Genomic DNA, 13,034 nt, shown 5'->3' with positions numbered 1-13,034 from the left:
GGGACACGGAGTCCAGCCCTCAGGAGCCGATCGGTGATGTCCGGAGAGCCGGGTATCACCGGCCGGCTCGACGACGAAGCGGGTGCGGGGCGCGCGCCGTCAGGGCGACATGAGCTGGAAAATCTCACGAGGCCGCGATTCACGCTCGTCGAAAACGATGTCGGATCCCGCCTTCGCCGTGACGACGGAAAGCGCCGAGTCCAGCGCTTCCGCGGATTCGCATCGCACCGTCGACACCACCGCGTCGTCGTTCACCCAGCATTCGGCCGACAGACATCCCGGAGCGGCCCGGAACACCTCGGCGACGCGATGGACGCGGGCGATGAACTCTTCCCGGTGAGGTGCCCGCGGATAATGGAATGCCACGAGACATGCTTTCACGCTGTTCTCCTTAGGCAGATATCAGCAGAGGAAGCCGGGTTCGAAGACCACCGGCGGCTGCCCGTGGTCTCCGCTGACACGATATATACGCTACCGTATAGAACGCTGCGGTGCCCGGCGGGTCCGTCGCCCTTCAGTCACCACGGACAGAGGCAGGAAGAGCCATGGGTGCCGAAACCCGAACGCCGCGCGGGAAATGGATCGAGGCCGGGCTGCGGGCACTCGCCGACGGCGGTCCGGACGCCGTCCGCGTCGAAGCCCTCGCGAAAACCCTCGGGGTCACCAAGGGCGGCTTCTACGGCTACTTCGCCGACCGGAACGCCCTGCTGGAGGAAATGCTCGACACCTGGGAGCGCGAAAGCGTCGACGATCTGCCGGCGCGGGTCGAGCGCGAGGGCGGTGATGCCGAGGCCAGGATGCGGACGGCGGGCGCGCTGGCCTCCGACGACCGGCTGCTGGCGATCGACCTCGCGGTCCGCGACTGGGCACGGCGGGACCGGGCCGTCGCGCACCGGCTGCGGCGCGTCGACAACCGGCGCATGGAGTATCTGCGCTCACTGTTCCGTGAGCGCTACAGCGACGAGGACGAGGTCGAGGCGCGCTGCATGCTCTCCTTCTCGCTCGTGGTCGGCAATCACTTCCTGGCCGCCGACCACGGCGGCCGCACCCGCGAAGAGGTCTACGAACTCGCGGTCAAGCTGATCAGGACCTGATCGGCCCGACCGTTCAAGGGGCCTGCGCGAGTAAGGGGCTTGCGCAAGCGAGGAGACATCGGATTGGGTGAACTCCGCCGGTCGGAGAGCGCGCACGGACAGGGGATCACCGGCGATTTCCCATACGTCAGGAGGGCGGGTCCGGTGACGAGTCTTCTCACGACCGGTGGACAGGGCCGCGATGAATCGCGCGACCGATCCCTGCCCCCGCCGAGCACCCCGGACCCGATGAAAGTCCCCCGTCTCAACTGGGGTGTGGTCGCACCCGGCGGTATCGCGTCCTCATTCGCCGATGCGGTGCACACCTACACGGCACAGCGCATTGTCGCGGTGGCATCACGCACCATCGAGCGCGCCCGCGCCTTCGCCTCCCGATTTGACGTACCGAACGCCTACGGCAGTTACGACGAGCTTCTCCGCGACCCTCGCGTCGATGTCGTCTACGTCGCGTCGCCGCACTCCGCGCACTTCATCCACGCGCTGCGCGCCATCGAGGCGGGCAGGCACGTCCTGGTGGAGAAGGCGTTCACCCGCAACGCGGAGGAGGCGGAGCAGCTGATCGCCGCGGCGCGGCAGCGGGGTGTCTTCCTCATGGAGGCGATGTGGACGCGCTTCCTGCCACATATCGACGTGGTCCGGCAGGTGCTCGACTCCGGTGTCCTCGGTGAGGTGCGGACGATTGTCGCCGATCACGGGCAGTACATGGTGCCGGACGCGGCCCACCGGCTGTACGCGCCGGAGCTGGCCGGTGGCGCCCTCCTCGACCTGGGTGTCTATCCGGTGTCCTTCGCGTCGATGGTGCTCGGCGAGTTCGCCACGGTGTCCGTCGTCGGCACCAGTGCCTTCACCGGTGTCGACGGCCAGGTGTCCGTGGTCGTCACCAACGACACCGGGGCCCACGCCATGCTGAACACCACGCTCTTCGCACGCACACCCACCACGGCGTCCATTTCGGGCACCCTGGCCCGCCTTGAACTCGACGGCGACTTCTACGCGCCCACCTCGGTTCGTCTCATCGGCCGGGAGAACACCGTGCTGGACGTCTTCACCCCGGCCCGGCTCCACGGCGGGCTGTGCTTCGAGGCCGCGGAGGTGGCGCGATGTGTCTCCGAAGGCCGTCCGGAGTCCGATCTGATGCCACTTGACGAGACGCTGCGCATCATGCGGACGCTGGACGAGATCCGCCGGACCGTGGGCAACCTCTTCCCCGGGGAGTGACCCCGGCACCGGTTCCCCTCACCCAGCCCACCCCCACACTCCGATATCGGCCCGTTCTCCGGACGCGCCGGTCAGTGCGTCTTCATCAGCTCGGCGGCCGCCTCCGTACGCGCGCTCCGCGCCTCTCCGTCTTCCGTGTCCGGCGTGTCCGGCGCACGGAAGACACCGACGTCGATCTCGAGGAGCGTGGTGGGGAGGTGACGCCACCTAACGGAAGGTGTGCGTACCCGACCAGCCGGGATCTCCCGTCGCCGCGAACCGCACCCACGCCCCGTGCATCTCCGCAGCGAGCGCGGGCGGGATGTCCGGGCCCAGGAGGCCGTTCGCCGTACGGAGGGCGGGCAGGGCGGTGTTGTCGAACACGAACGGGAGTTCCGCGGTGTGGCAGGCGCCGAGCGGGCCTCCACGCCAGTCGAAGTCGTAGACGAACGCCCCGTCGTACCGGGCCGCCAGCCGCTCCCGGGCGCCGCGGAAGAGCGCGTCGATGGCCGCGGTGTGTTCCGGCCGCTGGTAGAGCCGGGACTCCTGGGTGTTGGTGCCCACCAGTACATCCGCCGGAAGCGCCGGTCCCGCGTCGTCCAGCACCACCCCCAGCGGGGACAGCCGCGCTCCGCTCCCCGGCACTTCGGCCAGCGCGGACACCAGGCGTTCGTCGGGGATGTCCGCGAACGCCTCGGCCGTCGGCGGAACGCCCAGCCGGTCGGCCAGGGCCCGGGTGGTCTCCGCCGCCTCCTCGCCGGTCAGGGTGTGCAGACCACCGCTCTGGCTGATCGCACGGTGGAACAGCCCGGCCGCCTCGGGCGTCACCAGCAGCGCGCTGACGATCATCGCGCCCGCCGACTGCCCGAACACCGTGACACGGCCCGGGTCCCCGCCGTACTCCGCGATGTGCTCCCGCACCCATCGCAGCGCGGCGATCACATCCAGCAGGCCCCGGTTGCGCGGCGCGCCCGGCAGATCGATCCAACCGGGCGCGCCCAGGCGGTAGTTGAGGGTGACCAGCACCACCCCGTCGCGGGCGAAGGACGTCCCGTCGTACAGCGGCGCCCGGCCGGTGCCGGAGACGAAGCCTCCGCCGTGCACGAACACCATCACCGGTGCGCTGCCGTCGGTGCGCGGTGTCCAGGCGTTGAGGGTCAGATAGTTCTCGCCGCGTACCCAGCCCGGCCCTACGACAGGGCTCAGATCGAGCGCGAACCGCCGCGCGGGCGCCGGGGCGGTCGGCCCCGGTCCGTCGGCGCCGGGTGTGCCGTCCACGGGGACCGGGGCGGCGAACCGGGCGGCGCCGGTCGGGGCGGCCGCGTACGGGATGTTGTGGAACGCCTTCACCGCCATGCCGCCCACTCCTTCACCGCGAACCGGTCGCCGTCGCGCCGCACTTCGGCCGCGCCCGGGCCGGGGAAGTGCGCGGGGAACAGCAGGGCTCCCCGGTCGGCGGCTTCCTCCAGCACCCGGCGCCGGGAGGCCCGAGCCCCCGTCTCGTCCTCGTCGAAGCAGGGGCAGCAGTCGGGCTCGACGATCTGCAAGGGGCTGTGCAGCAGATCGCCCACGAATACCGCCCTGTCCGTACCGGACCGCAGCCATACGACCGAGGAACCGGGCGTATGGCCGGGGGCGGGCTCGATCCGCAGCTCGGCGCCGACGTCGTGGTGGTCCCCCTCCCACAGCACGGTCTGTCCGGCCTGGTGGACGGGGGCGACACTGTCCTCGAAGACGTTGGCCATCTTGGGCCCCGAACGGGTCCGGTGTCCGTTCACCGGGTTCCAGTAGTCGAAGTCGGCGCGCGGGAACACGTACTCGGCGTTGGGGAAGGTCGGCCGCCATTCGCCGTCCGTCAGGGAGGTGTTCCAGCCGACGTGGTCCCCGTGCAGATGGGTGCAGATCACCGTGTCCACGTCCTCGGGGCGAACCCCGGCTGCGGCCAGCCCGCTCAGGTAGTCGGTGTTCAGCTGGTGGAAGAACGGCATGGCCGGGCGCTCCCTGCCGTTGCCGACCCCGGTGTCGATCAGGATCGTCCGGCCCTCGCTGCGGATCAGCCAGGTCTGGATCATGGTGCGGATCTCGTCGGCGACCGCGTCGAGGAATTCGGGGGCCAGCCAGTTCTCGTTCGCGCGCCAGTGCTCCATGGCCACGTCGGGGAAGACGAAGTCGCGCGCGAGGCCCTTCGTGGGCAGCTCGACGACGCGGGTGATCTCGGTATTTCCCAAGGTGATGGTATCCATGCCCCCAGCCTGTGCGACGGTCGGCGACAGCGGTATCAGTCACCTGACTGCACCGTGGGACGCAGTCGGACATCGTGGCTCACGGTGCGGGATACAGTCGGATGGTGACCATGGTCGGGCGGGAGAGGGAGAGCGCGGCCGTGCTCGGGCTGACCAGCGGTGTGCTGATCGTGACGGGAGAACCGGGCGCGGGCAAGAGCACGCTGCTCGCGCTCGCGGCGGACCGGCACGGGGGCCGGGTGCTGCGGATGACGGGCAGCGAGAGCGAGGCGGATCTGCCGTTCGCGGGGCTGCACCAGTTGCTGCGGCCGGTTCTGGGCGAGACGGCCCGGCTGCCCGCGCGGCAGCGGTCGGCGCTGCTGGGTGCGATGGGTCTGGGGGACGGCGATCCGGGCGACGCGGGCCTGGGTGACGTCCGCCCAGGGGCCGCGGACCCAGCGGGCGCGGTACCGAGGAACGCGGGTCCGGACGGCGCACGCCGGGGAGACGTGGGCGCAGGGGACGCGAGCCCGGCCGACGCGGGCCTCGCGCACCCCGGCCTCACCCGTATCGACGGGCGGCCGGCCATACCCCGCCCGCCCGGACGCCTGCTGCTCGGCGTTGCGCTCCTCGCCCTGCTCTCCGACCTCGCCCGTCGCTCACCCCTCCTCGTGATCGTCGACGATGTGCAGTGGATCGACACCGGCTCACTGGAGACGCTGGCCTTCGTCGCCCGCCGCATCGACGACGAACCCCTCGCCGTACTCGCCGGTGCGAGGGACCTCACAGGCGACGGCATGCCAGGCGGCACAGCGGGCGGGGACGCACCAGGCGGCACACCGGTCCACGGCACACGGGGCGGCGGGTCCGGGGCCCCCGCACCGTTCTCCGGCTTTCCCACCCTTCCGCTGGGCCCGCTGGACGCCACCGCCGCGGGTCTCCTGCTGGACCGGCAGCCGCATCCGCCCAGCGGCAGCCGCCGGTCGCGCATCCTCGACCAGGCCGCCGGAAACCCCCTGGCCCTGGTCGAACTGGCCCGCGCGTACGGCGCCTGCGGCACGGACACCGCCGACGAAGAGCTGCTGCCGCCCACCGACCGGCTGATGCGGGTCTTCGCAGCCGACCTCGACGCCCTGCCCGACACCACCCGGCAGGCGCTGCTCCTGGTCGCGGCGGACGACCGGGCGGTGGCGGGCCGGATCGAGGATCTGGCCCCGGCCGAGGCCGCCGGGCTGCTGAGGATCACCGGCGGCGGGGGCAACGGCCCACGCGCCCGTTTCCGGCATCCGCTCATCAGGTCCGCCATCTACCACTCCGTACCGCTGGCCGCCCGGCGGCAGGCCCACCGCCACCTCGCCGCCTCGCTCACCGCTGAACCCGACCGCCGCGCCTGGCACCTGGCCGCCGCCGCGGAGGGGCCCGACGAGGAGATCGCCGCCGCGCTGGAGGAGTCCGCGGCCAGGGCCCGGGAACGCGGTGGCTACACCGCGGCCGCCACCACGCTGGAACGCGCCGCCGAACTGAGCCCCGACGGACACGACCGCGCCCGCCGCCTGGTGGGCGCCGCCGGCGCGGCGGCCTCCACCGGGCAGCCCCGCTGGGTGCGTCAACTCGCCGCGCGGGCCGGGGCGCTCACGGATGACCCGGCACTCGTGGCGGAGGCATCGCTGCGGATCGGACAGGTGCTCACCCTGACCGCCGAGCACACCACCGCACTCTCCTCGCTGCTGCGAGCGGCGGAAGCGCCGGGTCTGCGCCGGGTCGCGATCGCCACCGCGTCCGTGGCCGGTTTCTACTCCGGCGACGAGGAACACCGGCTCGCGGTACGGGCGCAGGCGCAGGACGATCCGTGGACCCTCACCGTGACCGACCCCACCGAGCACAGGTCGGAGCGGGTGGCGGCGATTCCGGCGCTGGTGGAGCGGGCGGGCGACGACCCCTCCCTCCTCACCTCGCTGGGCGCCATGGCGTGGCTGCTCGACGAGACCGCGCTCGCGGTACGGATCTTCGACGACGCGCTCCACCGCTGGCGTCTGCGCGGTGCGCTGCCCACCGGGCTGGGCTGTTCGGCGGGGTGGGCGTATCTGGACCACGGACTCTGGGCGCAGGCCCGGCTCGCCGCCGCGAACACCGCGTCCGCCGGTGCCGGGCTCCCGCATCTCGACGCCGCCGTACGGTCGCTGGACGCCGCCGTCCTTGCGCTCACCGGGCAGACCAGCGAGGCCCGTAGCGGTGCCGGGACCGCGCTGTCCCTCATCGACCCGGACCGCAGCCGTGCGGTCGCCGTACGGGCCCGCTGGGCGCTGGGCATGGCAGCAGTGGCCGACGGCGACCAGGTGAGCGCGTACGAACAGTTCCGGCTGCTGTTCACCGCCGACGGCGACCCCGTCCACTACGCGTGCTCCCTCGCCGGGCTCGCCGAACTCGCGGCCGCGGCCGTACGCACCGGCAACGGCACCGAGGCCACCGCCGTCGTGGCACGTATCGCCAAACGGCTCGCCGGTGATCCGTCCCCGCGGCTGCAAATCCTCCTCCACCGCGCCCAGGCGCTGCTCGAACCGTCGCGGGCCGAACCGCACTTCGACGCCGCGCTCGCCGACCCCGCGGGCGTCCAGTGGCCCTTCGAACGCGCGCAGATCCTGCTGGACCACGCCGAATGGCTGCGCCGCCGCCATCGCATCACCGAGGCCCGCGCCCGGCTGAGCACCGCGCTGGAATCGTTCCGCCGTCTCGGCGCCCGCCCCTGGATCGACCGTACGCAGGCCGAACTCCGCGCCGCCGGCGTCGACTCCGCCCCCGCCGCCCCGGACGCGCTGAACTCCCTGACCCCGCAGCAGCAGCACATCATCCGGTTGGCAGCGCAGGGGCTGAGCAACCGTGAGATCGGCGAACGTCTCTTCCTCTCACCGCGCACCGTCGGCTCACACCTCTACCGCAGCTTCCCCAAGCTGGGCGTCACCGCCCGCTCCCAGCTCCGCGATCTGCTCAAGGCGTCGTCCGGCCGGGTGACCGACCGGGTGTAGCGACCACGCCCTCATCGCATGTGACGCGCATCACAGAACATCGGGGCTCGTACCCGCGTAAGGGTTCCGCCGCGACCCGCTCTCCCTCCCACCAGGCACCGCCAACATCACGGGCGGGCCGTGTCGCCCGGGAGGACTGTGGCTCATGAACGGTCACATGGATCAGCGCATGGCACTGTTGCTGCTGGCGGGCAGCGTCACCGTGTACGTCACCTTCGAGCACCCTTCGTTCGGAACCGCGCTGCTGGTCGGCGTCGGCGTGGTCACACTGCTGCACCTCCTCCTGAAGGACCGCTGACGGTGAGCCCATCCGTCACATACGCATCAAGAGATCGGCTGGCCGTGCCCCCCGCCCCCGGCACCCGCCAGGCCCAACCACGACAGGAGCAGCCTCTTGGGATACGTCGCCCAGGACCAGTGGGATCAGCACTATGCCGACGGCCGTGATTTCCGGCCCCTGAGACACGCCGAGAGAACCCTGCTCGCCGCCTACACACCCCCACCCGACTCCGGACGAGCCCTGGACGTCGGCTGCGGCACCGGTGAACTCGCCGCCCACCTGGCCGATCTCGGCTATCACGTCGATGCCGTCGACTTCGCCTCCAGCGCGGTCACCCGGGCCACGAGGGAGCGCGCCGACGCCGAGAACATCCGCTGGCTGCACCTGGACATCGAGCGCGACGACCTGGCCGAGCTGAGTGGCGACGGATACGACCTCATCACCCTTCGGCTGGTCTACGCGTTCTTGAAGGACCGGGCCCGGACCCTGCGCGGTCTCGCGGAGCGACCGCGCCCCGGCGGCACTGTCGTGGTGATCACGCCCCTGGCTGAACACACACCCGTGAAGCGGCGGGACATTGCCCTGGACGAGGACGAGATCGGCCTGCTGACCACCGGCTGGGACGAGGCGGAGCGGCTGGCGGCGGACGGCCTCGCCGTCCTCGTTCTGCGGGGTCCGGTCGGCGATTCTGTGACGTCGCCTCAACTCAACGGCGGATAAGGCGAGTTGGGAGAGCGTAGACAGCCACATAGGGGCTTGTCGGCGGATGTGTCCGTACTTATGCTGCGACCGTGCGTGACCCAGGCGTTCACACTTCGGACGGCCAGACGGGGGAATCATGTCATTCAAGTTGATCGAGAAGAGCGAGACCGGATTCGGCAAGTTGCGCTCGATCGAGATAGGCGTCACCTCGCGGTGCAACTTCCGGTGTTCCTACTGCGGCGCCTACGATCTCCAAGAGCGCCGCGTCCTCTCCCTCGACGAGGTGAAGCAGACCGTTGAAACGCTCCCCGACCTGGAACGGGTCAAGCTGTCCGGCGGTGAGGTGCTCCTTGAGTTCGACCTCTGCGAAAGCATCGTCGCCCACTGCTCCGAGAAGGGGATCCACACCCAGATCAACTCCAACGGCACCCTGCTGACGGACGAGAAGTTCGACCGTCTGGAAGCGGCCGGGCTGGGCGTGCTGCACTTCTCCCTCAACCACACCGACGCGGTGAGCCACTCGGCGTTCTACAAGGTCACCGAGAAGATGTTCCCGAAGATCGTCAAGGCGATCGGCCGCTCGGTGGCGTCGTCCTCGATCGACACGGTCGTCGAGACGATCCTGTTCGACGAGACCCGCGACCGGATGGCCGATGTGCATCGGTTCGCGGCGGATCTCGGAGTGGGCAAGCACGAGATCCAGATGGAGATCCCCGGTGTCCACCAGGGCTATGAGAACACCCTCTCCGCCGATGCCATCTGCGACGCCATCACCCGTCTGGTCACCGCACGCGACCCGCGAACCACGATCTTCTTCAGCTGTCTGTCCGCCTATTTCCGGCCGGGCAGCGAATCCTGGAGGCGTCTCCAGCCGTTACTGCGCGATCCGGGGGTCATCTACGCCAGCTGTATCGAGGGCAAGGCGCAGCTCCATCTGCATTCCAACGGCGATGTGCTGATCTGCGAACTCGGCGCGCCCGAGGTGATCGGCAATATCTTCGACACCCCTCTGCTGCGCCTCTACGAAGAGAGCGAGAAGTTGCGGGAGTTCGTGCAGAGCAAGCACGAGGAAGCCACGTTCTCCTGTTTCCGCCACTTCGACACCCAGGGCAAGAAGGCCGACAAGCCGTCGGTCCTGCTGCCCATGCCCCAGCTGATCAGCCGTCCTCCGGGGAACGACTGACCTCGTCCTTCGCCACCCGGTGGAGCAGGTCGATGGCCTCCGCAGCCAGCGCCTGCCGGTCGATCTTGCCGTCGTTACCGGTGGACGGCAGGGTGTCGCGCTGCCAGAGGTGCCGCGGCACCATATGCGAGGGCAGACGGTCCTTGAGGAAGTGGCGGTACTCGGTCTCGGCCACTGTCCCGGTGGCCGAATAGAACAGCGCGATCTCCTCGCCGATCTCGACATTGGGCACGCCGACGGCGGCACAGGCCGCGATCTCCGGGAAGCGGGCCGCGATGTCCTCGACCTCCGTCGGGCTGACCCGGAAGCCCAATGTTTTGATCATGGCGTCCCGGCGTCCGGCGAAGTAGAGAAAGCCCTCGTTGTCCCTGGTCACGATGTCACCGCTGAACACCACCCGCTCCCCCGGGAACTGCGGCAGAGTGCGGAACCTGGCGGCGGTGGCCTCGGGCGCGTTCCAGTACCCCTTGCTCACGCAGCCGCCGCGGTGCACCAGTTCACCGGGCTCCCCGGGACCGACCTCGCGCAGTTCCTCGTCGAGCACCAGGATCTCCACATCGGGAATCGCCTTGCCGATGGAGTCCGGCCGCTGGGAGAGCTGATCCGGCTCCAGATACGTCGAGCGGAACGCCTCGGTCAGCCCGTACATGAGGAACACACGGGCCGCCGGAAAGGTGGCCGCCAGCTCATCCAGCATCCGCTGGGAGACCGCTCCGCCGGACGTCGATACATAACGCACCGAGGACAGATCGCAGGTGGGCCGTCGGCGCAGCAGCCGGGGGTCGAACAGCCGCGTGATGATCACAGGCATGACGGGCAGTACGGTGATCCGCTGTTCGAACAGAAAGCGGAAGGCGTCGGCCGGGAAGACCAGTTCATGCAGACACAGACAGGCGCCGGTGAGCAGTGACTGCCACAACTGGTTGAGTCCGTAGTCGAAGTTGAGGGAGAGCAGACTGCCGATCCGGTCCTCAGCGCTCGTTCCCAGGTAGTCGGCGGTGATCCGGGCCCCGTCGGTGATATTGCGATGGGTGATCATGATGCCCTTGGGGCGTCCGGTCGACCCCGATGAATAGATGACGGCCGCCACATCGGACCCGATGGACGCCCCCGCGATGGCGTCGTACCGCTGCGTCCGCAGCCACGGCAGGTTCAGCTCCGGATCGACCTCGGCCTCCTGCCCGTACAGCAGCGGAAGCCCGGGCACCGCGTCGATGACCTCCCGGGCGCGGGCCTCATCGGTGATCATCAAACACATCCCGGAGTCGCCCACGATATGCGCCACCCCCTCCCGCTTGAGCTTCGGCAGCACGGGGACCAGGATCGCGTCGGCGAGCAGCACACCCAGGACGGCCACGGCCTGGTCGGCGCTCTTCGCCATGCAGACACCCACCCGGTCGCCCCGGCGCACACCGGCCCTTCGCAGCGCCGCGGCGGTGGCTGCCGCGGTGTTGCGCAGCTCTCGGAAGCTCAGTGACTGGTGGTCGTCCTCGACGGCAGGACGGGCACCGAACTGTTCCGCAGCGGAGTTGACGAGGACTTCGACAGTGCACACGGAAGAGGGCCTCATTCCGGCGATGATAATGAGCATCGACCCGGCCGGGTACGGCCGTGGCGCGCCCCCGTGGGTCTTGCTGAGCCCCTGCCCGGCTGACACGATGCCGACCACGGTTGTTTTTTTTGTGAAATGCCCACTGCTGCAAGGCACTTGGGGGTGCAGGGGTGCACAGCGTGGTACACCGGACCTTTGCCATGATCGAGTTTCCCGGCCGCCGGTTCACGGTCGGATCGACACACCCGGCCCATCACGCGGAGCCGTTGCACGAGGTGGAGATCGACTCCTTCCAGCTCGCCGACCGCTGTGTCAGCGCCGCCGACTTCCTCGCGTTCCTGCGCGACGCACCCCACGACCTGGATCACACACAGATCGACTGCATCGATCCGGCGTTCATCGTGAGCAGGGCCGCGGGGTTCGAACTCCGCCCAGGCTGCGATGGGTTCCCGATGATCCAGATCAGCTACTGGGGCGCCGCGGCGTACTGCAACTGGCTGTCGCGCCTGGAGGGGCTGCGTCCGGTGTACCACCTCGCCGCGCACACCGCCGACCTCGGCCGGGACGGCTATCGGCTGCCCACCGAGGCCGAATGGGAGGCGGCCTGCCGGGACGGCCGACCGGACGGCACCCTACCGGGCCCCGAGGAGTGCAACTCGCGGGACGCGGGGCCGTTGTGCCGGGCGCTGCGGGCGGGCGAGTCGCTGGCGGGCGCCTTCCTGCCGGGCGCGCCCGCGCCCGTCCCGGTGGCGAGCCTGCCTCCGGATGCCGCCGGGCTCTACCAGATGCTGGGCAACGTACGCGAGTGGTGCCACGACCGCTTCGGCGGCTATGCCCCCGGCTCCGGCACGCTTCGCAACCCCACCGGTGCGCCCCGGGGCGCGTTCCGGGTGGTGCGGGGCGGTTCGTTCGCCGATCCGGCGGACACCATCGGGCCCGCCGGCCGGATGGCCGCGCATGAGGACACCCGGTGCGAGGTCTACGGCTTCCGGGTGGTGCGCCGGGGATGACCACGTACGACAGCCCGCCCTCGGCTGACATGCCGTGCTTCGTCGAGGTGCCGGCGGGCGAACTCCCGTCGTCCGGCGCGGCTCCCGTACGGACGCCCGGGTTCCGCCTCGCCGCTCTCCCGATCACCATCGGGCAGTACTGGCACTATCTGGTGGCCCAGGGCCTGCGGGAGAAGCCCCGCCCCGAACTGCATGCCTTCCCCACCGGCCACGGCACCGGACTGCGCGCCGCCCCGCCCGGCGCCGTGACCCTCGACGAGGAGCTGAGCGGGCTGCCGGTGACCAGGGTGACCTGGCGCGGCGCGGTCGCCTACTGCGACTGGCTCACGGTCCGCACCGGGGCGCACTGCCGCCTCCCGTCGGCCGCCGAGTGGCAGTACGCGGCGGCAGGGCCGGAGCGGCTGCGCTGGTCGCTCGGGAACGAGTTCGACCGCGCGACCTACGCGCCGCAGGCGAGCGGTCCCCGCCCGGTCGGGGCCACACCGGCCAACGCCTTCGGCCTGCGGGATCTGACCGGAAACGTCTTCGAGTGGTGCGAGGACGAGCTGACCACTCCATCGGGTGAGGGTCTCGGTTCACGGGTCATCAAGGGCGGGGCGTACACCGTGCGCAACCCGGAGAGCTTCGAGAACGCCACCGCGTTCACCGCCGATGAACTGAGTACCGTGCCGTACATCGGCTTCCGGGTGCTGTGCGCCCGCACTCGGCCCGCCCCCACCGGGTCTCCCGCATAACCGGCCGCCCCGGAACGCGCAACTCCGCTCGTCCGAA

Annotated in this window: 12 protein-coding genes; 8 read left to right on the top strand and 4 right to left on the bottom strand. The window is 70.3% G+C overall.

The window, feature by feature from the left end:
* Positions 1 to 99: 99 nt before the first annotated feature.
* Positions 100 to 381: an antibiotic biosynthesis monooxygenase gene (locus HUT19_RS35600; RefSeq protein ID WP_176184580.1), complete on the bottom strand. Its 282-nt coding sequence runs from the start codon at positions 379 to 381 to the stop codon at positions 100 to 102.
* A gap of 164 nt (positions 382 to 545) precedes the next feature.
* Here HUT19_RS35600 and HUT19_RS35595 point away from each other — a divergent pair, with 164 nt between their 5' ends.
* Positions 546 to 1,094: a TetR/AcrR family transcriptional regulator gene (locus tag HUT19_RS35595; protein ID WP_176184578.1), complete on the top strand. Its 549-nt coding sequence runs from the start codon at positions 546 to 548 to the stop codon at positions 1,092 to 1,094.
* A 228-nt stretch (positions 1,095 to 1,322) separates the two neighbouring features.
* Positions 1,323 to 2,312 (top strand): Gfo/Idh/MocA family protein, encoded by a 990-nt coding sequence (locus HUT19_RS35590; RefSeq protein ID WP_176184576.1) that lies wholly within the window; start codon positions 1,323 to 1,325, stop codon positions 2,310 to 2,312.
* Between the two features lie 207 nt (positions 2,313 to 2,519).
* Here the strand turns inward: HUT19_RS35590 and HUT19_RS35585 are convergent, their stop codons facing one another.
* Positions 2,520 to 3,647 (bottom strand): carboxylesterase/lipase family protein, encoded by a 1,128-nt coding sequence (locus HUT19_RS35585; protein ID WP_176184574.1) that lies wholly within the window; start codon positions 3,645 to 3,647, stop codon positions 2,520 to 2,522.
* Positions 3,638 to 4,534, bottom strand: coding sequence for an MBL fold metallo-hydrolase (locus HUT19_RS35580; RefSeq protein ID WP_176184572.1), 897 nt, complete (start codon positions 4,532 to 4,534; stop codon positions 3,638 to 3,640). Before HUT19_RS35580 ends, HUT19_RS35585 begins: the two co-directional genes overlap by 10 nt.
* A gap of 110 nt (positions 4,535 to 4,644) precedes the next feature.
* On the opposite strand from HUT19_RS35580, the gene HUT19_RS35575 reads away from it, so the two are divergent.
* The 4 genes from HUT19_RS35575 to HUT19_RS35560 all read left to right on the top strand — a co-directional run bounded on the left by HUT19_RS35575 (position 4,645) and on the right by HUT19_RS35560 (position 9,701).
* Positions 4,645 to 7,536 (top strand): helix-turn-helix transcriptional regulator, encoded by a 2,892-nt coding sequence (locus HUT19_RS35575; protein WP_176187690.1) that lies wholly within the window; start codon positions 4,645 to 4,647, stop codon positions 7,534 to 7,536.
* A gap of 145 nt (positions 7,537 to 7,681) precedes the next feature.
* Positions 7,682 to 7,834: a hypothetical protein gene (locus HUT19_RS35570; RefSeq protein ID WP_176184570.1), complete on the top strand. Its 153-nt coding sequence runs from the start codon at positions 7,682 to 7,684 to the stop codon at positions 7,832 to 7,834.
* Positions 7,835 to 7,930: 96 nt separating this feature from the next.
* Positions 7,931 to 8,536, top strand: coding sequence for a bifunctional 2-polyprenyl-6-hydroxyphenol methylase/3-demethylubiquinol 3-O-methyltransferase UbiG (locus HUT19_RS35565; protein ID WP_176184568.1), 606 nt, complete (start codon positions 7,931 to 7,933; stop codon positions 8,534 to 8,536).
* Positions 8,537 to 8,654: 118 nt separating this feature from the next.
* On the top strand, positions 8,655 to 9,701 hold the full coding sequence (locus HUT19_RS35560) for a radical SAM protein (RefSeq protein ID WP_176184566.1): 1,047 nt from the start codon (positions 8,655 to 8,657) through the stop codon (positions 9,699 to 9,701).
* Here HUT19_RS35560 and HUT19_RS35555 read toward each other — a convergent pair.
* Complete coding sequence (locus HUT19_RS35555; protein ID WP_176184564.1) at positions 9,676 to 11,256, bottom strand: AMP-binding protein; 1,581 nt, start codon at positions 11,254 to 11,256, stop codon at positions 9,676 to 9,678. The two genes, HUT19_RS35560 and HUT19_RS35555, sit on opposite strands and share 26 nt — an antisense overlap.
* A gap of 197 nt (positions 11,257 to 11,453) precedes the next feature.
* On the opposite strand from HUT19_RS35555, the gene HUT19_RS35550 reads away from it, so the two are divergent.
* Positions 11,454 to 12,263: an SUMF1/EgtB/PvdO family nonheme iron enzyme gene (locus tag HUT19_RS35550; RefSeq protein ID WP_176184562.1), complete on the top strand. Its 810-nt coding sequence runs from the start codon at positions 11,454 to 11,456 to the stop codon at positions 12,261 to 12,263.
* On the top strand, positions 12,260 to 12,997 hold the full coding sequence (locus HUT19_RS35545; RefSeq protein ID WP_176184559.1) for an SUMF1/EgtB/PvdO family nonheme iron enzyme: 738 nt from the start codon (positions 12,260 to 12,262) through the stop codon (positions 12,995 to 12,997). Before HUT19_RS35550 ends, HUT19_RS35545 begins: the two co-directional genes overlap by 4 nt.
* Positions 12,998 to 13,034 lie beyond the last annotated feature (37 nt).

Source organism: Streptomyces sp. NA02950 (assembly GCF_013364155.1).
In the GTDB taxonomy this organism is placed as follows: Bacteria; Actinomycetota; Actinomycetes; order Streptomycetales; family Streptomycetaceae; genus Streptomyces.
The sequence above is the reverse complement of the archived record's forward strand: the minus strand, read 5'-3'. Positions and strand labels throughout refer to the sequence as shown.

What these genes read in the sequence shown, in the direction of transcription:
- HUT19_RS35595 (WP_176184578.1), top strand. Translation starts at nt 546, where the DNA reads ATGGGTGCCGAAACCCGAACGCCGCGCGGGAAATGGATCGAGGCCGGG.
- HUT19_RS35590 (WP_176184576.1), top strand. Translation starts at nt 1,323, where the DNA reads ATGAAAGTCCCCCGTCTCAACTGGGGTGTGGTCGCACCCGGCGGTATC.
- HUT19_RS35585 (WP_176184574.1), bottom strand. Translation starts at nt 3,647, where the DNA reads ATGGCGGTGAAGGCGTTCCACAACATCCCGTACGCGGCCGCCCCGACC.
- HUT19_RS35580 (WP_176184572.1), bottom strand. Translation starts at nt 4,534, where the DNA reads ATGGATACCATCACCTTGGGAAATACCGAGATCACCCGCGTCGTCGAG.
- HUT19_RS35575 (WP_176187690.1), top strand. Translation starts at nt 4,645, where the DNA reads ATGGTCGGGCGGGAGAGGGAGAGCGCGGCCGTGCTCGGGCTGACCAGC.
- HUT19_RS35570 (WP_176184570.1), top strand. Translation starts at nt 7,682, where the DNA reads ATGAACGGTCACATGGATCAGCGCATGGCACTGTTGCTGCTGGCGGGC.
- HUT19_RS35560 (WP_176184566.1), top strand. Translation starts at nt 8,655, where the DNA reads ATGTCATTCAAGTTGATCGAGAAGAGCGAGACCGGATTCGGCAAGTTG.
- HUT19_RS35550 (WP_176184562.1), top strand. Translation starts at nt 11,454, where the DNA reads ATGATCGAGTTTCCCGGCCGCCGGTTCACGGTCGGATCGACACACCCG.
- HUT19_RS35545 (WP_176184559.1), top strand. Translation starts at nt 12,260, where the DNA reads ATGACCACGTACGACAGCCCGCCCTCGGCTGACATGCCGTGCTTCGTC.